Genomic DNA, 18,169 nt, shown 5'->3' with positions numbered 1-18,169 from the left:
AGCAGGGAACGAGAATCCTCGGACCTTTCCTGCAGCAGTAGGAAAGGCACCATGAAACTCCACACTCGCCTCGTCACGGCCCTCGCCGCCTCCACGTTGTGCGCCCTCACTCTTGTCGCGAGTCCCGCTCAAGCGACCAGCAGCGAGGCAGTGTCCACCGCTGGCTGGCTCGCACATGATCTTTCGAATGGATCGTTTGACAACGGGTTTGGTGGTTCCGATTACGGTCTGGCACTCGATGCGTACTTCGCATTCGAATATGCGCACGTATTTAAACCGGAACAAGGCGAAATTGTCGATGCCACCCGGACCGGGTTGAAGAGTTACATCACCGGAAACGCTTTTGGTGACGACGGCGAATCGGACACCGAGAGCACATATGCCGGTGCGACGGCGAAGGCTCTCGTCGCTGCGCAAACCGCTGGTAAGAACGACACGTCCTTCGGCGGGGTCGATCTGGTCAAACGGCTGGAGTCGGTCACCGGGTCGAACGGACAGATTAAAGACGACTCTGATTTCGGCGACTACGCAAATGTGTTGGGCCAGTCTTACGCAGTGCAAGGCTTAGCGACAGCTGATTCGTCAGAGGCCGACAATGCCAGAGATTTTCTGCTCGACCAGCAATGTGCAAACGGTTCGTTCCGCCTCGCGTTCTCTGGCGCTTGCACATCAGACACGGACGCCACTGCGACTGCGGTGTCTGCGCTCGTGTCCGCGCGAAGCCAAGGTCTGAGCGGCGTGGAAACGTCGATCAAAAAAGCTGTTGGCTGGTTGATCAACGAGCAGGCGTCGGATGGGTCTTTCGGCGGCGGTGATCCTTTGACGTCCAAGGCCAACTCCAACAGCACTGGGCTTGCTGCAAAAGCTTTGGGCATGACCGGTGAGCGCGAGGCTGCTGCCAAAGCCGGGCGATGGGTCGCGGGCGTCCAGGTTCGGAAGATCACCGGGGGTAAATTGCGGTCCGAAATTGGTGCGATTGCACTTAGTCCCACTGAGTTCGACGCGGCCAAAAAGTCTGGTATTGCGTCGGCTACTCGAAGCACGTGGCGGCGCGCTTCTGCACAGGCGATATACGGTCTGTTCTATCTCGCCCAAGGCACGATCATCGATCGCGAGACGGTTAAGATCATTCGGCTCAAGCCGATCGTTCGCACGGTCAAGGGTGCAACTGTTGTGACGCCGGCTGCCACCAACGAAACGCCTCAAGTTGCCGAGGCGACAACGCCAGCGGGCAAACTTGGACAATATTTGGGCGGCAAACTTACCAACGGCGATCACGTCGAGGTCAAGAAGGGCAGCGACACATTTGTCGACTATGACCTGACCGCACGGGCTGTTCTCGGCCTGCGTCAACTGAACCAGCAGGGTTCGTTGGCAAACCGTACGACGAAATTTCTGTTCGACAAGAAATCGATCGCGGCCTATGCCCACGGCGCACCCTATGAGAAAAAGGCCTCGTACGTGGGGCCGCTCGCCAAACTGATCATCGCGGGTTCGGTCGCCAAGAAGACTGATCAGAAGGTGTTGAAGTCGCTCGCCGATGAGCTGTCCGGACTGCAACAGGCCGACGGCTCGTTCAAGGACAAGGGTAAGTACGCCGACCGGATCGGCGACCCGCAGCGCCAGGTGCTTGCCACCCTCGCCTTGCGCATGGCTGGCGACGGTGCGGCCGCGGACAAAGCAGTCGGTTTCATTGAAAAGTCGCAATGTGATGATGGCGGCTTTGGTGCATCGCTCGGTGTGGTTTGCACGACCAGCGATCCGGCGGCGACCGGCTGGGCACTTCAAGCGCTTGGTGCTGTGAACGCAGCGGATTTGCCGGCTAGCGCCATGCTGGGCGACCTGCCCACCGGTTGGAACGCTGACCACGTGACCACGATGGAGTCCGCTGCGCGGACGCTGCGCACCGTCGTGCATGTCGATGGTTCGGTCGATGGGACCGACGGCGCACCAAACATCCCGATGACCGCCGCCGTTGCTGCTGGGCGTCAGACTGCCGGATTTGATACCCGGCCGGCCGCACGTTTTGTCGCGTCACACCAATTGAAGAATGGCGGCCTCGGCGGGAAGAAGAGCGATCTGGATATCTCGTTGGAAGCTGCACCCGCGATTGGTGCGAGTTCGCTGATGGCGATGTCCAGATCGAATCTGTCGGGTGGACTATCGTTCCCGCTCGCGCCTGCCACTGCTGCGAACGCGAAGACCCCCGTGGGGCTCAAGCAGGCGAGCGATGATTTCAGTATTTCTCGGCCAGCAGCGTATGCCGGCGGTGGCGCGCTCGGTGTTCTGATTTTGGCCTCGCTGGGATTCGGTATTGCGGGTCTGTCCCGTAAGCGTGGACCTGCATGAGGCGGCTTGTCGCGGCCGGCTTATTGATCGCGGCCATGATTCCGTTTCTGGGTGTGACGAGCCCGGCAGTTGCCGCCGGTGGCGCCTGTAAGACGGCGTCAGGCGTGACGGTTGTGGTGTCATTTGGCTCGCTCGGCGGTGGCACGGTTGTGCGCTGTGCTCAGACTCGTGGGTCGGGCGTTGCGGCGTTGCGTGCCGCAGGCTTCTCCACTGAGGGAACGCAGAAAGATGGACCGTCGTTCATTTGCCGAGTCAACGGAAAGCCGGGACTGAAAGCCGAAAAGTGCGGCTCCACGCCGCCGGCGGGCAAGTCATGGCGCTATTTTCATGCCAGCAACGGTGGTAACTGGGCTTTCAGCCAGTCGGGTGCGGGCAATCGAAATGTTGTCCAAGGCGGCTTCGAGGGCTGGAGTTTCGGTGCAGGAAGCACGCCAGGTTATTCGCCGCGGCGCGCGGGTGGATCGAATGCTGGGACTGGCAATGGTGCTGCGTCGGGGGCGAACGGTCAGGGCACCGTGGAAGGGCCATCGTCGACCGAGAACAAGGCGCTGCCCAAACCGAAACCACGGTCCGGCAGTTCGGCCGATTCGGCAGCACCGACGGCTTCGGCTTCTCCGTCGACCAACACTCCCTCGACTGACGCAACGTCGGCCGATACGGCTGCTGACGCACCGAAGGACAGCGGAACAAGCTGGGTGCCGTGGTTGGCGCTCGTCGTCGTGCTGGGGCTGGTCGCGGGAGCGGTCGTCACCCATCGTCGTCGAGCACAATGACCGTCACACGCGGAGCCCTTTTGGTCGCGGGCACAACCTCGGACGCGGGTAAGAGCATCGTCACAACGGGATTGTGTCGCGCATTCGCCCGGCGGGGATTTCGTGTGGCGCCATACAAGGCGCAGAACATGTCCAATAATTCGATGGTGTGCGCTGGTCTGGATGGGGTCGGCGGGGTCGAGATCGGCCGAGCGCAATGGATCCAGGCGCTCGCCGCCCGTGCGGAACCCGAAGCGGCCATGAATCCGGTGCTATTGAAGCCCGGTGGTGATCGGCTCAGTCACGTTGTGGTCATGGGCCAGCCCGCTGGTGAACTTTCCTCCCGCGACTTCATTTCGGGCCGAACCGCGCTTGCTGCGGCGGCCCACGCGGCTTACGACGACCTGGCCTCGCGCTTCGACCTGATCGTTTGTGAGGGCGCAGGCAGCCCCACCGAAATTAATTTGCGCGCCAGCGACTACGTCAACATGGGCCTTGCTCGCCACGCCGATATCCCCACCATCGTCGTTGGCGACATCGACCGCGGCGGAGTGTTCGCGGCTTTGTATGGCACGGTCGCCCTGCTGGAGGCGGCTGATCAACGGCTGATCGCGGGCTTTGTGCTCAATAAGTTCCGCGGCGATGTGTCGTTGCTGAAACCCGGACTCGATCAGCTTGAGAAGCTCACGGGGCGCACCGTCTTTGGCACACTGCCCTGGCATCCCGATCTCTGGCTCGACTCCGAGGACGCGCTTGATCTTGGCGGCCGGCAGGCGATCGACCGTGGACGGGCGCTGAAAGTTGCCGTCATACGACTACCGCGCATCAGCAACTTCACCGATGTCGATGCGCTTGGTATCGAGCCCGGTGTCGACGTTGTATTCAGTTCCGATGCGCGCGGACTTCGCGATGCGGATCTTATTGTTTTGCCCGGAACACGCGCGACGATTGCCGATCTGGCCTGGTTGCGACGGCTCGGTCTCGATCGAGTCGTGCTGGAACACGCGGCAGCTGGACGACCGGTGCTTGGTATTTGCGGTGGCTTTCAAATGCTCGGGCGATCGATTGCTGATCCAAACGGGATCGAAGACGAGCCTGCGGGCGCCGAAATCGAAGGGCTTGGCCTGCTCGATGTCAGTACGACGTTTCAGCGGGACAAAACGCTGCGGTTGCCCAGTGGTACGGCGTTGGGACAGCCAGCAACGGGATATGAGATCCATCATGGGCACATCGAACACGGTGGCGACGACGATTTCCTAGGCGGTGCTCGACGCGGCAATGTGTTCGGCACCATGTGGCACGGAAGTTTGGAATCGGACAACTTCCGACGTGCGTTTCTGGGCGAGGTCGCGGCCGCGGTCGGGCATAGCTACGAGTCGGCTGACGTCAGCTTCGCCGCATTGCGCGAAGCCCGACTCGACCTGCTTGGTGATCTGGTCGAACAGCATCTCGATGTTGACGCCCTACTCACCTTGATGGCCAAGGGTGCACCAGCAGATTTGGCGATCCTGCCGCCGGGCACCGGCGAATGACGGTCCTGATCCTCGGCGGAACAGCCGAGGCACGCACACTTGCAGCCGAGCTGGTGGCGGCCGACGTTTCTGTCGTGTCCTCGCTCGCGGGACGAGTTTTGCGGCCGCGGCTGCCAGTTGGGGCGTTGCGGGTCGGTGGCTTTGGCGGTGTCGAGGGCATGATCGACTACTACCGAACTGCTGAAATCTCGGCTGTCGTCGATGCCACCCATCCATTTGCCGAAGGCATCACCGCAAATGCGATCGCCTCCTGCGCGCGGGCCGCGCTACCGCTACTGCGGCTCGAACGACCCGGTTGGCACGGGTCGCCGCTCAGCAACACGTGGCATTGGGTCGACGACCATGATGCGGCCGCAGCGCTTGCTGCGCGGCTCGGTACACGACCATTTCTGACCACCGGACGGCAGGCATTGGGTCATTTCACCGGTCCGCTGGGCAGCTATGAGGCGCTGATTCGCGTCGTTGACGTCCCCGACATCGAGTTGCCGGACGCTTGGACGGTCCTGACAAGTCGAGGTCCATACCACCTCGAGGGCGAACGCAATCTGATGCGAGCCCACAGCACAGATGTGCTGATCACCAAGGACTCCGGTGGCGCCTACACCTGGTCCAAACTGGAAGCCGCCGCTGAACTTGGCGTCAAGGTGATCGTGGTCAGGCGGAAGCCGAGCGATCCGCAGGTGCTGACCGTCAACGACGTCGCGTCGGCATTCGACTGGTCCGCGCGATGGTGACAAGGAGTGCGCCGAGCCCGACCCTCTTCGCCAGCGCCACGGTCTGTTCGATCTCCGCCGCTGTCGGTGCCGGCCCGTCGCCCAGCGTATGTCGGTCTTCGATCCAGTTGCCATAACGGTTGATGCCGCCGAGAGTCACCCCCAGCGCGCCAGCAAATGCCGCCTCGACCGGCCCCGCATTCGGGCTCGGATGGTGTCGGGCGTCGCGTCGCCATACGGTCAACGCGGCGCGCGAACTGCCGCCGACAGTAGGCGCGAGGAGGGTCGTAAGCACTGCGGTCAGTCGTGCGCCGGGAAGATTGAGCAGGTCGTCCAGCCGGGCCGACGCCCAGCCAAAATTGCCATAACGCGCATTCCGATGCCCGACCATGGCGTCGAGTGTGTTGGCTGCGCGGTATGCCAGCAGCCCGCTGATCCCGCCAATTGCACCCGCCACGAGCGGCGCAACCACGGCGTCTGACGTGTTTTCAGCAATTGATTCGATCGTCGCCCTTGAGATCTCCGCAGCATCGAGTTCGGATGTGTCCCGACCGACCAGATGCGTCAGTTGTTGCCGTGTGGCAGGAAGGTCATCGGTGGCGAGCATTTGATGGACCGCGACGCCCTCCCGACCGAGCGAATTGCCGCCGATCACCGCCCAAGTTGCCAGCGCCGTGCACGCGGTATGGATGATCGGACGACGCCGGATCAGTCGATCCGCGACGCTGCCGACCAGCCCCACCGAACCCACGAGAACCAGCGAATGGAGCACTCCGCGCGCACGGCTATCGGCGTAAGTGCGTCGCTCGACCGCGGTTGCCAGTTGGCCGAACCCAGCGACCGGATGAAACCGGGTCGGATCGCCGAACACTCGATCGGCGGCATAGCCGAGCGCCAAACCTGCGGCACGAGATCGGCTCATTCATACACCGTCAATGGGCAATTTTGCCGATACGATGAAATCATCATGAGCGAGACAAAATGAAGGTTTTGGTTACCGGGGGAGTGCGCTCGGGCAAGTCGTTCCATGCCGAGTCGTTGCTGATCGCTGAGGCCAGCGTCACTTATATCGCACCCGGCCCATCGGTCGAGGACGATCTCGATCCGGACTGGGGGGCACGGATCGCCGCGCATCAGGCGCGTCGCCCGGCCCATTGGCATACCGTCGAGACCCATGACTTGAGTTCGGCGATCGAGCAGGCCGAGGGCGCAGTGCTGATCGACTGTCTGGGCACTTGGCTCACCGCGCTGCTCGACGAGTTTGACGTGTGGGATGCGATCCGCGAGGACTGGGAGCCGAAGGTCTTCGAACGTGTGGACGCAGCAGTTGAGGCGTGGCGCGCCAGCAGCGCGACCCTGGTTGCCGTCACCAACGAAGTCGGTATGGGTGTGGTTCCCGAGCACCGATCCGGCCGGCTGTTCCGCGACTTGCTCGGCACCGTCAACCAACGATTCGCCGCCGAGTGCGATGAAGTCCTGCTGGTCGTTGCCGGACGCACCTTGAAGCTTTGAAGCGTTACAGCACTTTGAATGGGGACAGTGCTTTGAAGCGATCAAGGAAGTATGTCGGCCAGTAGTGCGACATTGCTCAGCAACAGTGCGGCCGAACGGACGAGCGGCACCGCCGCCATCGCTCCGCTGCCTTCGCCGAGTCGCATTTCGAGGTCGAGAATCGGCAGGATGCCGAGCTTCTCCAACGCGAACGATTGGGCCGGCTCGGGTGATCGATGTCCGGCCGCAAACCAGGCAGCGGCGCCGGGAGCGAAGCGATCGGCCATGATCGCGCAAGCGACCGAGAGGACACCGTCGATGAGTACCGGGATTCCCGCCCGGGCAGCGGCCACCATATAGCCGGTCGATGCGGCCAAATCCGCGCTGCCGAGCGATTGCAACGTCGCAAATGGATCATCGGACCGATCGCCAGTGCGGTCGAGGGCTGCTTGAACGACTTCGATCTTGCGTGCCAACCCAGCTTCGTCCACGCCGGTGCCGAGCCCGGTGACCTCCGTCGCGGGCAGTCCGAGTGAAGCGGCGATCAGCGCGGCAGCGGGCGTGGTGTTGCCGATTCCCATGTCGCCGCTGATTAGCATTTGAGCGCCGGCCGCGATCTCCTGTGCGGCCACGGTTGCGCCCGCGTTGAGTGCTCGAGTCGTCTGCTCGGCAGTCAACGCATCTTCGAGATGGATCGCACCGCTCGAACGGCGGATTTTAAACTCACTGACCGCCGGATCAGCCCCGGCGAGATCGTCATCGACGCCGAGATCGAGTACTCGAACCGATACACCGTGCTGGGCAGCAAGGACCGAGGCACCGGCCTTACCTGCAAGGAACAGCCGCACCATTGCCGGCGTGATTTCTTTCGGATAGGCCGAGACCCCGTGCCCCGACACCCCATGATCACCGGCAAAGATGACGGCCCGGATATGGTCGACCGGCACGGGTGGGCATACCCCCTGGGTGGTCGCGACCCAGACTGCGAGGTCGCCGAGGCGACCGAGCGCTCCGGCGGGCGTGGCCAACCCGGCTAGCCGCTCGGTCGCCGCCACCCGGGTTGCCGCCGACGGAGCAGCAACCGGGGTGGCGCCGTCCCACGCAGTGTTCACAGTCGGGTTGTTCACAGGCTGGCAGCAAACTCTAGACGCGTATTGGAGAGGACGTCTCGCTCATACAGTTTGCCGACCAAGCCAGTCAGAATGATCCCGATCGAGCCCCACATCGTGGCCAGGGTGATGAGCGATGCGCGACGAAAATACCACAGCGTGTCGGCTGGGAAGTCGCCCACCTCGTTGACCGTTGGCATCAACTCGCCGGCGAGGACCACGGTCGCGAGGTAGACGGCGATGCCGGTCAGTACGGCCTGATAAACGCTCAACGTGGCCAGCAGCCGTCGGGTGAGGAGCACTGCAACGACAGCCGCTACGACGGAGATGACCAGGTAGGCGAAATACTCGCCGGTGCGGGCACCGATCGTGTCGGGCTCACCGACGGCTGGTGGTGTCGAGGGGTATTTGATGAATGGTACGAACGCGATTGCGATAAACCCGAGCAGTGCAATCAGTGCGGTCGATTGGCTTGGGCGCAGTCGACCAATGCGGCCGATGGCGGCGGCGGAAACGAGGGCGACAAGCCCGCCGAGGGCGACACCGACTGAGATCGTTCCGGTGGCCAAGCCCCAGGTGCGCTGATTGTGGCGGGTGACCACGGTTTCGCTCTCCTCGTGGTGATGCCCAGCAGTTTCGGCCGGATCCGCCGCTTCAGGCGCGGAGTGCGCTTCTTCGACCGCGATGGCGGCGTTTACGTGTGGTTCGCCGACCTGATGGGCGACGAGAAAAGTGAAGAAGCCGGCGAACAGTCCGGCAATGAGTCCACGGATGAGAATGTTGCGTACGGTCATGATGATTCCGATCAGGGATGACGAGTAGGCCGAACCCACAAGTGGGTTCGGTTGCTCAGGGAAGGGTCAGTGGCAGGGGAAGCCGAGCAGGTGGCGTCCGTCGTGGACCCACTCGTGGACGGCATTGCCAGCTGGGATCGAGATTGCGCCCTGATCGGCGCTGATGAAGAACAAAACGATGAGCGCGAGCATTCCGAAGAACAGCGCCCACGGGGCAATCTTTCCGATGGGTATCGAAGGAATCTCGAGTTCGGGGGTGATTGCGGGGGATGCCGATGACATGGAGACCTCCAGTAGGGGATAAAACGCGTCCCATTGAGTGAAAACTCAACCTGAGTGTCTGACTTGGCCTTGCGGCTTCACAGTAGCGCGACTGTGCCGGATTCTCACCGGCTTCCTCAGAGTAAGCAATCGCACTCTATCGCGCGCTGATTTAGTCGGTCAATGGCGTAGCAGTCACGACTTCGACGGCGCCACTTTCGGGGTTGATTGAGGTGATCGAGCAATTGGCTGGCAACTCGGGGCGAAGTCCTGCGAGCAGCCCTATTGCGAGTCCAATTGTGTCGCCATGGCTGACCACAACGATCCTCCCGGAAGTGTCGCCAGCCAAGAAAGTATGGATGCGGGTGAGCACGTCGGGGATCGATTCGGTGAGATCCTTCTCGGCTAACAATGGGGTGATGTCATAGCCGAGGCTGAGTCGCGCGGCGATTGCGTCGGCGGTCTGCGTCGCTCGTGCCGCCGGCGACGACACGATGCGCGTGACGCCACGATCGGCCAGAAGTTCGGCGACTGCGACAGCTTGTTGCTGCCCGAGTTCGGTTAGCGGCGGATGAACAGCCTGCCCCTGCATGCGGTCGAAGACATTCCAGGTCGACTGGCCATGACGGACCCAAAGGATCATGGCATCAAGCCGTCGATCGACGCGACTGAACCGATTACGGTCACTGCGGGAGGCTTGATCTCGGCGGCCGATCCGGCGGCAGCAATCTTTGTCAGTGACGCCCGTACGACCCGCTGGCTCGGCAGTGCACCGTCGGCGATTATTGCGGCCGGTATCTCGGGGTCCATACCGGCATCGATCAGCGCGGTAGTGATTGCCGGCAGATTCCGTACCGCCATCAGCAGGACGAGGGTTGCGCCGGAGTTGGCAAGCGCGGCGTAATCGAGGGTTGAATCGGGATGTCCGGGTGGCACATGGCCTGAAATGACAGTGAAGGCTTGGGTGAGGCTGCGGTGGGTGACCGGGATATTGGCGGCCGCGGGCGCGGCGATTGACGAGCTCACGCCCGGGATCACCTGGCTGTCGATGCCAGCGGCAAGGCAAGCGATGAGTTCTTCACCGCCGCGACCGAAGACGAAATTGTCGCCGCCCTTGAACCGGACCACCGTGCGGCCAGAGCGGGCATGGTCGATCAGGAGCTGGTTGATGTCCTCCTGGCGCGCTGACCGACCACCGGGGATTTTGGCAACATCGATGATCTCGGCGTCCGGTCGGGCCCATTTGAGGGCGGCCAGCGGCGCCAGTCGATCGGTGACGATGACGTCAGCGCGTTCGAGCGCCTCCCGCCCGGCGACGGTGAGCAGTCCGGGGTCGCCGGGACCGCCGCCAACGAGGATGACCTGACCGGCATTGCTTGCCGGTGTCGGAGCGAGCTGCGCCCGGGCCGCTCCAACGCCGAATTGGATCGCGGCCAGGTCGGCGAGCGTAGGTTCGCGTTGGTCCCAGGTGACTAGGCGACGGTCCACCAGATCAGTCACCGTCGCCGAAACGGTCGGTGCGACGACCAGGACGATTGCCCGCTGCTCAAGGAGGTCTGCGATGTGCCCGATTGCAGACCCCTCACCACCGAATACCGTAACCTGGCGACCCGCCAATGACTGTCGATTCACCCTCTTCACCGGACTTTCTCTGGAATCTTAAGCAACATGGGGGTGAGCGCTGCAAGCAACTGGCGGGTACGTTCGGCCCGGCGTACGGCGATCCGGATCCAGCTGTCGTCGAGACCTGGAAATGTGTCGGCCCGGCGTACGGCGAAACCAGCAGCGCGGAGTTGTTGGTGGATCGACGTGTCGACTTTGACCAGAACGAATGGTGCTGCGGCCGGGCCAACTGGCGCCAACCCAAGTTCGGTCAATCCGTCGACGAGGAGCTTTCTGCGCATCCCAATCGAGGCAACTCGCGCGGCGGCCTCGGGGACGGCCACGTCACTCATACCCGCGATCAGCGCCGCCGCAGCGGAGGTCGACACCGACCAAGGTGTCTGCCGATCGCGCAGCTCTTGGATGACGGAACGTTCGGCGAGAATATAGCCAGCGCGAATGCCGGGGATTGCCCACAACTTGGTGAGGCTTCGAACCACAATGAGGCCGGGCACGCGGTTGGCGGCTAGCGAATGTTGCTCGGCGGGCACTGAATCCATGAACGCCTCGTCGACCACCAAAATTCGGCCGGGGCGAACCAGCGCTCGGAGTCGGTCGGCTGGATGCAAAACGCTCGTCGGATTGGTGGGATTGCCAATGATGACGAGATCGGCATCGGCGGGAATAGCATCCGGGTCGAGGACGAATCCTGAAGCTTCGGTCAGCACGATGTGTTCGACCGTGTGGCCCGCGGCGGCGAGCGCGACGTCGGGCTCCGTGAACTGGGGATGGACCACGACGGGGCGTTGCCAGCTGCGGATACGGGCGATCAGGGTGAAGGCCTCCGCGGCCCCGGCGGTCGCCAGGACCTCATCGAATGATCGGCTGTGCCGCCGGGCGATTGCCGCCTCGGCCGTACCGGCTTCAGGATATTGATGGATGCGCGTCAGGCTGTCGCGCAGCGCCGTGTCGAACCAGCCCGGCAACGAGCCGTCGAATACATTGACGGCAAAATCGACCAGCCCATCGGCCGTTTCGGCGTCGCCATGATGTTTGAGATTCCCAGCCGTTTGCCGTGCGGCTTGTTTGACCACAGGTTCACTGCGTGCGAGTTGCCGAATACTGCGCTCAGCGTGGGGGCCGGGAACATAGGCGTGGACGGCGTTGGCGAAGCGTTGTGCGACCTGTGGATAGCCGGCCCAATGCGTATGCAGATAGGACGCGTGCAACGTCGGTGTGCTGAACCCGCTGGGGGTTCCATCGATGAGCCAAGCTGCGTCTGTCGAAGCCGCTGGCGTCACCGTGGTCCGGTGGAATTCGTGGCCAGCCATACGCCCACCGGCTGGCAACAGCAAGGTTTCCTGCGGCGCGATAGCCTGTCGATAGGTCAGCGTCAGCCGGGGAGTCATGGCCCCTTCGGCATCGATTGCACCGATCATGGGCGCGGCGTCAACGCTGCGGCAAAGGTAGAGCAATCCTGCGCATTCGGCGACGGTTGGGACACCAGCAGCGATGGCTGTCTGGATTGAATCACGTAACGCGTGGTTGGCTGCTAATGAGCTTGCATGTACCTCGGGGAAGCCGCCACCAAGATAGATGCCGGCGGTTCCGGGTGGCAGCGTGGAGTCGGTCAGCGGATCAAAGACCGCGACTTCACAGCCCGCCGCACGCAGGAGCTCCTCGGTCTCGGCGTAGCGGAAGGTGAATGCTCGTCCGCCGGCGACCGCAACGATCGGGCGCCGGCCTGTCGGTGGCGCGACTTCGGCGCTTGGATTCCACGGTCGCGCATCGAGCGGCGGCGCCGAGGCGGCAAGCGCCATGATCTGCTCGAGGTCGACCTTGGCCGCGATCTGCGTCGACAACCGGTCAAGCGCGTGCGCGGCGTCGTCACGTTCAGCCGCCGGTACGAGTCCGAGATGCCGTGACGGGGCGACGATTCCCTCATCGCGCTGCAACACACCGAGAACGGGGATTCCCGTCGACTCGAGCGCGCGGGTTACCTCGTCCGAATGACGTACGGAGCCAGCCTTGTTGAGGATCACTCCGACGATCCGGACCGACGGATCGAAGGCCACCATTCCGTGGACGATCGCCGCGATCGAACGGGAAGCGTGCGAGATGTCGACGACGAGTACGACTGGCGATTTGGTGACCGTCGCGACATGTGCGGTCGAGGCGAAACCATCGCCGCCGATCTGGCCGTCGTACAGGCCCATGACGCCCTCGATGATGGCAATATCTGCACCTGCAGCGCCGTGGAGCAGCAGCGGCACGAGGCGGCGTTCACCGACCAGATGTGGGTCGAGATTGCGACCTGGTTTGCCGGTGGCCAGCGCGTGATAGCCCGGATCGATGTAGTCCGGGCCGACCTTGTGCCCCGAAACGGTATGGCCGGCAGCCGCGAGCGCAGCCATTAAGCCGGTAGCGACCGTCGTCTTACCGTGTCCCGATGCAGGAGCCGCAATGACAAGACGAGGCAGCGAAGTCTGCCCGACCATATCGAGCCGCCCGGCATTCATGGGTTGCAGGACATCATCGCGATCGTTCGCCGGGCGACGAGCTGACGAAGTCACCACTCGATGCCCCGCTGGCCCTTCTGGCCGGCGTCCATCGGATGCTTGGTTTTGCCCATCTCAGTGACCAGATCAGCGACCTCGATCAACTTGGCATCGGCGCGCCGGCCAGTTGCGATGATGTGTTGGCGGCCTGGCCGGTTGGCCAACGTCTCGACGACATCGTCAATATCGATCCAGCCCCAATTGATTGGGTAGGTGAACTCATCGAGCAGATAGAGATCATGTTCCTCGGCATTGATACGACGCTTGATCTCAAGCCAGCCCTCTTTTGCGTCGGCGGCATGGTCGGCCTCGGATCCGCCCTTGCGCGACCACGACCAGCCCGAACCCATTTTGTGCCACTCGACCGGTCCACCCTCGCCGGTCTCGGTGTGTAATTCGTTCAGACGGGTGAAGACTGACTCCTCGCCGATACGCCATTTGGCCGACTTCACGAACTGGAAGACGCCGATATTCCAGCCCTGATTCCAGCCGCGTAGGGCCATTCCGAAAGCGGCGGTGGACTTACCTTTGCCGTCGCCGGTGTGAATCATCACGAGCGGCCGGTTGCGGCGCTGGCGAGTGGTGAGCCCGTCGTCGGGGATCGAAAGCGGTTTCCCTTCAGGCATCAGGCGACCTCACCTTCGCGCTGGGTCCGGCGTTTTGGTCCTGTTTCGGCGGTTTTTGGGGCCGAAACGTCGGTCTCACGGAGTTCGTGATGGATAGCCGTGGTCAGGGCCGAAGCGGTCACTTCGCCCAGTGGTACGTATTCGGCCAGCAGGTCGGTTGCGAGTTTCCGGGCAAGGCCCATCGTGAATGGCCCGGTTTCGCAGTCGATCACGAGGCTTGCGATTCCCGTTTGGCTGAGATGGCGGGCGGCCTGCTGGGAGCGTTCCAGCGCATCCTTGCCGTATGTCGCCCGGCCGTCGGTGATCACGACCAATAACGGCCGCCGCCGTGGGTCGCGAATGCGCTCGAGCTTGAGCGAATGGGCGGCCAACAACAACCCTTCGGCAAGTGGCGTGCGACCGCCGGCCGGGAGCTCTTGCATTCGGGCCGCCGCGATGTCGATCGATGAGGTTGGCGGCAGCGCGAGGTCAGCACGATCTTGACGGAAGGTGATGAGACCGACCTTGTCGCGGCGCTGGTAGGCATCCAACAGCAGCGAGATGATTGCGGTCTTGACCTGTTCCATGCGTTTGCGTGCCGCCATCGAGCCAGAAGCGTCAACGCAGAACAAGATCAGATTAGACTCGCGACCTTCTTTGATCGCGATTCGCAGGTCCTCGGTGCGGAACGTCAGGCCAGCGGTTGTGCGGCCGCGGGCGATCTGGTGCGGCGCGGCGGCCCGGATGGTCTCGGTCAGATGGATGGATCCGTTCTGGCCACTGGCTTTCTCCGCGCCCGTGCGGCGCCCAGATGAAGTGATTGCGCGTGAACGGCGTCCGGACTCACCGGCACCCATACCGCTGACACTGAACAACTTCGGTCGGTATGGCTGCTGGGACTCGACGACCGACGTGGGGGATTCGCCAGGCCCGCTTGTCTCCGTGTCGCTACCCTGCTCACCATCGCGTTGAGCCGAAACGTTCCCCCTACTCGCAGGGCTTGTGGGGGGACCCCCAGACTCAGCGGGTTCGTTCGTACCCTCGGAGGGTGAGTCGCTCGGCGGAAGGTCAGCGGGTTCGGGACTGTCGTCGGGTGGTGAGTCGCTCGGCGGAAGATCGTCGGGTTCGGGTGGCCCATCCGGCGGGAGCTCCGTGTCACCGAGGATCGCGTCGAGCAGGTCCTCGTCGATGCCGGGCGCATCGAAGGGATTGCGGCGGCAACGATGTGGGATCGACAGTCGAGCAGCGGCGCGAATATCCTCGCGGGCCACCGACAAACGATCGTTCCAGGCGGCATGCGCGACTGCGGTCCGAGCGGTCACGATGTCGGCGCGCATCCCGTCGACATCAAATGCGGCGCAGACTTCAGCGATCTTGAACAACGCCGCATCGGACAGTTCAACCTTGTCGATCAAAGTTTGGGCGGTGCGGATGCGCAATGTCAGTTCAGCCTCGGCCTCCGCATACTGCGCGACGAATCCGGCCGGATCACTCTCGTATGCGATGCGGCGCCGCACGACCTCGACGCGAACCTGCGGATCACGGGACGCAGCGACCTCGACGGTCAGGCCGAAACGATCGAGCAGTTGCGGGCGGAGTTCGCCTTCCTCGGGATTCATGGTGCCAACGAGGATGAAGCGTGCCGCGTGCTCGACCGAAATGCCGTCGCGCTCAACCGTTGACCGGCCCATAGCAGCGGCATCGAGCAGCAGGTCGACGAGGTGATCGTGCAGCAGGTTGACCTCATCGACATACAGAATGCCGCGGTTCGCTCGGGCGAGGAGCCCCGGTTCGTATTCGGTGACGCCAGCGGACAGCGCTTTTTCTAGATGCAGCGAGCCGACGACCCGGTCTTCGGTGGCGCCGACTGGCAATTCGACCAGGCGCACGGACCGTGTCTCGACCGCGACGTCAGCGGCAAATGGGCCGTCGGGAGAAAGCGGATTTGTCTCCCGCGGGTCGCTGGAGAATCGGTCGCCGGCAATAACGTCGATCGGCGGCAGAATGTCAGCGAGCGCGCGCACCATGGTCGACTTGGCGGTGCCCTTCTCGCCGCGAACGAGTACCCCGCCAACAGCTGGCGAGATCGTGGTTAATGCGAGGGCGAGCGCCATGTCATCGGATCCGACGATTGCGCTAAAAGGGTAGTGCGTTGGCATGTGAGGCTCCCGCTCCTAGTGCCGTGGATGAGCCCAAGGCCGGTCTTCGGACTTCCCCGGTTGATGCTCTTTCGAGCACTGCCGGAGTTACCGCAGCGGGCCTGTGCCGGACTCTCACCGGCTTCCCAGATTCTCCTCTTGCGAGGCACCTCGGACTCGTCTATCGCTGGTCACACTATCCCTTGGTCGCACCTGAGGTGAAGAGCATGTCCGATCGGGCCGCTCCAGCCCAGAACCGAAGGGCCAGATAACCTCAACCGTCATGAGCCCCGCGATCACCATCATCGGCATTGGTGCTGATGGCTGGGACGGCCTCGACGCCCCCACCAAAGCGTTGATCGAGACAGCCGACACTGTCATCGGCGGGGCACGGCATCTCGCGATGCTGCCGCTATCGGGTCGGCCGAGGGTGCCGTGGCCGAGCCCGCTTAAGCCACAACTGGAAGCCTTTATGGCCGCCCAGGTCGGCTCGATCGTCGTAGTGGCGTCGGGAGATCCACTTGTCTCGGGAATTGGCACGACCTTGATTGATCTGCTTGGCCCGGACCAGGTCGAAATCATTCCCGCCGTCTCCTCGGTGGCACTGGCCCGAGCTCGGATGAAGTGGTCGGCCGAATCAGCTGAGGTCATCAGCCTCGTCGGTCGCGATCCGCATACGATCCTGCGCGGGCTCGCCCCAAAACACCGGTTGCTGTTGCTCTCCGGTGACGGATCGACCCCCGGCCGAGTCGCCGAATTGCTCGTCGATGCCGGGTACGGAGCCAGCACATTGACCGTGTTGGCCGATCTCGGAACGACCGGTGAACGGCGCGATGAGCAGACTGCGGCCACCTGGGACGGGCCAGCTGCGGACCTCAATATTATTGCGATCGAATGCATCGGCGCGGAGGGGTGTGGTGCGGGCGGACTTGGTTGGGCCGTGGGGCTCCCTGATGATGCCTATGACAGCGCTGGCCAGGTCACTAAACGCGATTTGCGCGCGTCCGCGCTTGCCCGGCTCGTACCGCTGCCGGGGCAGTTGTTGTGGGATGTCGGGGCCGGCGCAGGAAGCATCGGAATCGAGTGGATGCGGGCCCATCCGACCTGCCGTGCGATTGCGATTGAAGCGCGCCACGACCGAGCTGAACGGATCGCGACCAACGCAGCGAAGCTTGGGGTTCCGGCATTGCGGATCGTCGAGGGACGTGCGCCCGAAACACTCCAAGGTCTCGAGCCCCCACACGCTGTCTTCGTCGGTGGCGGCGCATCGATTCCCGGCGTGCTCGAAGCCTGTTGGGCGGCTCTGTGTGACGGCGGCCGCCTAGTCGCCCATGGCGTCACGCTTGAGACCGAAGCGATTCTCGCCGACTGGTATGGCAGATCCGGTGGCGAACTCATTCGGATCGGCGTCGAGCGTGCCGCGCCGATTGGCGGCTTCACGGGCTGGACCCCAGCACGCACCGTGACCCAACTGTCGTTGACGAAGGAATCTTGATGACCGTCCATTTCATCGGCGCTGGTCCAGGTGCGGCTGATCTGCTCACGCTGCGCGCGGTCGCGCTACTCCAGCGGACCGACGTCTGCGTCTATGCGGGCACCTATCTCGACGATGCGGTCCTTTCACATTGTCGTGCCGACGTATTGCTGATCGACACCCAAGACCTTGACCTCGATCAGATCATCGGACATATCGTAGATGCTCACGAACAGGGCCTCGATGTGGTGCGACTATGTTCGGGCGATCCATCGATCTACTCCGCGCTCGCTGAACAATCCCGTCGCCTCGACCGACACGGTGTGCCGTGGGACGTGACGCCGGGGGTTCCGGCCTATGCGGCGGCGGCAGCGCTGCTCGGCAAGGAACTTACCGTTCCGTTGCTCACCCAGTCGGTCGTGCTCACCCGCACGCAGGCGCGGTCGACTGCGATGCCCGACCGTGAAGCATTGGCTAACTTTGCGCGCACGGGGGCGAGCCTCGTGCTGCATCTGGCCATCACGCGCATACGAGTACTTGCCGAGGAATTGGTCGGCGAATACGGGCCGGATTGTCCGGTTGCAGTCGTCGCGAATGCGAGCCAACCGACCGAACAGGTGTTCCGCGGCACCCTTGTCGACATTGCCGATCGAGTCGAGGCGGCCGGAGTTCGACAGGCGGCGGTGATTCTGGTCGGCCCGGCGCTGGACCCCGCCGTCGTTACGGAGTCGTACCTTTATGACACGAACCGCGACCGAACCACCAAACTCCGCTGACGAGTCACTCACGTA

Annotated in this window: 16 protein-coding genes, 1 pseudogene and 2 riboswitches; of the genes and pseudogenes, 7 read left to right on the top strand and 10 right to left on the bottom strand. The window is 63.1% G+C overall.

Features of this window, described 5'->3' with window-relative positions; genetic code table 11:
• Nucleotides 1-51: 51 nt before the first annotated feature.
• From AC2YB9_RS16805 to AC2YB9_RS16790, 4 genes are read left to right on the top strand one after another with little or no spacing between them, the layout of a single operon-like run.
• Entirely contained in the window at nt 52-2,349 is a 2,298-nt protein-coding gene (locus AC2YB9_RS16805) for a prenyltransferase/squalene oxidase repeat-containing protein (protein WP_487266508.1), read from the top strand.
• Nucleotides 2,346-3,122 (top strand): hypothetical protein, encoded by a 777-nt coding sequence (locus AC2YB9_RS16800; RefSeq protein ID WP_487266507.1) that lies wholly within the window; start codon nt 2,346-2,348, stop codon nt 3,120-3,122. Before AC2YB9_RS16805 ends, AC2YB9_RS16800 begins: the two co-directional genes overlap by 4 nt.
• Entirely contained in the window at nt 3,119-4,633 is a 1,515-nt protein-coding gene (locus tag AC2YB9_RS16795) for a cobyric acid synthase (protein ID WP_487266506.1), read from the top strand. The genes AC2YB9_RS16800 and AC2YB9_RS16795 overlap by 4 nt, the downstream gene beginning before the upstream one ends.
• Complete coding sequence (locus AC2YB9_RS16790; RefSeq protein WP_487266505.1) at nt 4,630-5,367, top strand: cobalt-precorrin-6A reductase; 738 nt, start codon at nt 4,630-4,632, stop codon at nt 5,365-5,367. The genes AC2YB9_RS16795 and AC2YB9_RS16790 overlap by 4 nt, the downstream gene beginning before the upstream one ends.
• Here the strand turns inward: AC2YB9_RS16790 and AC2YB9_RS16785 are convergent.
• Nucleotides 5,324-6,268, bottom strand: coding sequence for a cobalamin biosynthesis protein (locus AC2YB9_RS16785; RefSeq protein WP_487266504.1), 945 nt, complete (start codon nt 6,266-6,268; stop codon nt 5,324-5,326). The genes AC2YB9_RS16790 and AC2YB9_RS16785 overlap by 44 nt on opposite strands.
• Nucleotides 6,269-6,327: 59 nt before the next feature.
• Between AC2YB9_RS16785 and cobU the strand changes: the two genes are divergently transcribed.
• Nucleotides 6,328-6,858 carry a bifunctional adenosylcobinamide kinase/adenosylcobinamide-phosphate guanylyltransferase gene (gene cobU / locus AC2YB9_RS16780; RefSeq protein ID WP_487266503.1) on the top strand — a complete coding sequence of 177 codons (531 nt, stop codon included), beginning with the start codon at nt 6,328-6,330 and terminating at the stop codon, nt 6,856-6,858.
• A 41-nt stretch (nt 6,859-6,899) separates the two neighbouring features.
• Here the strand turns inward: cobU and cobT are convergent, their stop codons facing one another.
• From cobT to AC2YB9_RS16735, 9 genes and pseudogenes are all read right to left on the bottom strand, one after another.
• A complete protein-coding gene (cobT, locus tag AC2YB9_RS16775; RefSeq protein WP_487266502.1) occupies nt 6,900-7,949 on the bottom strand; it encodes a nicotinate-nucleotide--dimethylbenzimidazole phosphoribosyltransferase in 1,050 nt (349 codons plus the stop codon).
• 11 nt (nt 7,950-7,960) lie between these two features.
• On the bottom strand, nt 7,961-8,740 hold the full coding sequence (locus tag AC2YB9_RS16770) for a CbtA family protein (protein ID WP_487266501.1): 780 nt from the start codon (nt 8,738-8,740) through the stop codon (nt 7,961-7,963).
• Between the two features lie 66 nt (nt 8,741-8,806).
• Nucleotides 8,807-9,022: a CbtB domain-containing protein gene (locus AC2YB9_RS16765; RefSeq protein ID WP_487266500.1), complete on the bottom strand. Its 216-nt coding sequence runs from the start codon at nt 9,020-9,022 to the stop codon at nt 8,807-8,809.
• 35 nt (nt 9,023-9,057) lie between these two features.
• A riboswitch (cobalamin riboswitch) is annotated at nt 9,058-9,187 on the bottom strand.
• Nucleotides 9,174-9,644, bottom strand: coding sequence for a histidine phosphatase family protein (locus AC2YB9_RS16760; protein WP_487266499.1), 471 nt, complete (start codon nt 9,642-9,644; stop codon nt 9,174-9,176). (Overlaps the previous riboswitch by 14 nt.)
• Entirely contained in the window at nt 9,641-10,429 is a 789-nt protein-coding gene (gene cobA, locus AC2YB9_RS16755; protein WP_487268638.1) for a uroporphyrinogen-III C-methyltransferase, read from the bottom strand. The genes AC2YB9_RS16760 and cobA overlap by 4 nt, the downstream gene beginning before the upstream one ends.
• 6 nt (nt 10,430-10,435) lie before the next feature.
• Nucleotides 10,436-10,633, bottom strand: a pseudogene (locus AC2YB9_RS16750) (NAD(P)-dependent oxidoreductase); the annotation flags it as partial.
• 5 nt (nt 10,634-10,638) lie between these two features.
• Nucleotides 10,639-13,122: a bifunctional hydrogenobyrinic acid a,c-diamide synthase/histidinol phosphate aminotransferase CobBC gene (gene cobBC / locus AC2YB9_RS16745; RefSeq protein WP_487266498.1), complete on the bottom strand. Its 2,484-nt coding sequence runs from the start codon at nt 13,120-13,122 to the stop codon at nt 10,639-10,641.
• Nucleotides 13,123-13,172: 50 nt separating this feature from the next.
• On the bottom strand, nt 13,173-13,787 hold the full coding sequence (gene cobO / locus AC2YB9_RS16740; RefSeq protein WP_487266497.1) for a cob(I)yrinic acid a,c-diamide adenosyltransferase: 615 nt from the start codon (nt 13,785-13,787) through the stop codon (nt 13,173-13,175).
• Nucleotides 13,787-15,925: a magnesium chelatase subunit D family protein gene (locus tag AC2YB9_RS16735; protein WP_487266496.1), complete on the bottom strand. Its 2,139-nt coding sequence runs from the start codon at nt 15,923-15,925 to the stop codon at nt 13,787-13,789. The genes cobO and AC2YB9_RS16735 overlap by 1 nt, the downstream gene beginning before the upstream one ends.
• Nucleotides 15,926-15,945: 20 nt before the next feature.
• A riboswitch (cobalamin riboswitch) is annotated at nt 15,946-16,093 on the bottom strand.
• A 94-nt stretch (nt 16,094-16,187) separates the two neighbouring features.
• On the opposite strand from AC2YB9_RS16735, the gene cbiE reads away from it, so the two are divergent.
• Together cbiE and cobM are read left to right on the top strand one after the other, a co-directional pair.
• Nucleotides 16,188-17,399: a precorrin-6y C5,15-methyltransferase (decarboxylating) subunit CbiE gene (gene cbiE / locus AC2YB9_RS16730; RefSeq protein ID WP_487266495.1), complete on the top strand. Its 1,212-nt coding sequence runs from the start codon at nt 16,188-16,190 to the stop codon at nt 17,397-17,399.
• Complete coding sequence (gene cobM, locus AC2YB9_RS16725) at nt 17,399-18,154, top strand: precorrin-4 C(11)-methyltransferase (RefSeq protein ID WP_487266494.1); 756 nt, start codon at nt 17,399-17,401, stop codon at nt 18,152-18,154. The genes cbiE and cobM overlap by 1 nt, the downstream gene beginning before the upstream one ends.
• Nucleotides 18,155-18,169: the final 15 nt, after the last annotated feature.

It is taken from the genome of Aeromicrobium changchenzhani (genome assembly GCF_057586615.1).
This window is presented reverse-complemented; position numbering and strand designations above follow the sequence as displayed.

Bases quoted from the DNA above. Each gene is read 5' to 3' on its own strand.
- AC2YB9_RS16760 (WP_487266499.1), bottom strand. From the start codon at position 9,644: ATGATCCTTTGGGTCCGTCATGGCCAGTCGACCTGGAATGTCTTCGAC.
- AC2YB9_RS16735 (WP_487266496.1), bottom strand. From the start codon at position 15,925: ATGCCAACGCACTACCCTTTTAGCGCAATCGTCGGATCCGATGACATG.
- cbiE (WP_487266495.1), top strand. From the start codon at position 16,188: ATGAGCCCCGCGATCACCATCATCGGCATTGGTGCTGATGGCTGGGAC.
- cobM (WP_487266494.1), top strand. From the start codon at position 17,399: ATGACCGTCCATTTCATCGGCGCTGGTCCAGGTGCGGCTGATCTGCTC.
- cobO (WP_487266497.1), bottom strand. From the start codon at position 13,787: ATGCCTGAAGGGAAACCGCTTTCGATCCCCGACGACGGGCTCACCACT.
- cobBC (WP_487266498.1), bottom strand. From the start codon at position 13,122: ATGAATGCCGGGCGGCTCGATATGGTCGGGCAGACTTCGCTGCCTCGT.
- AC2YB9_RS16795 (WP_487266506.1), top strand. From the start codon at position 3,119: ATGACCGTCACACGCGGAGCCCTTTTGGTCGCGGGCACAACCTCGGAC.
- AC2YB9_RS16800 (WP_487266507.1), top strand. From the start codon at position 2,346: ATGAGGCGGCTTGTCGCGGCCGGCTTATTGATCGCGGCCATGATTCCG.
- cobU (WP_487266503.1), top strand. From the start codon at position 6,328: ATGAAGGTTTTGGTTACCGGGGGAGTGCGCTCGGGCAAGTCGTTCCAT.
- AC2YB9_RS16805 (WP_487266508.1), top strand. From the start codon at position 52: ATGAAACTCCACACTCGCCTCGTCACGGCCCTCGCCGCCTCCACGTTG.
- AC2YB9_RS16765 (WP_487266500.1), bottom strand. From the start codon at position 9,022: ATGTCATCGGCATCCCCCGCAATCACCCCCGAACTCGAGATTCCTTCG.
- AC2YB9_RS16770 (WP_487266501.1), bottom strand. From the start codon at position 8,740: ATGACCGTACGCAACATTCTCATCCGTGGACTCATTGCCGGACTGTTC.
- AC2YB9_RS16785 (WP_487266504.1), bottom strand. From the start codon at position 6,268: ATGAGCCGATCTCGTGCCGCAGGTTTGGCGCTCGGCTATGCCGCCGAT.
- AC2YB9_RS16790 (WP_487266505.1), top strand. From the start codon at position 4,630: ATGACGGTCCTGATCCTCGGCGGAACAGCCGAGGCACGCACACTTGCA.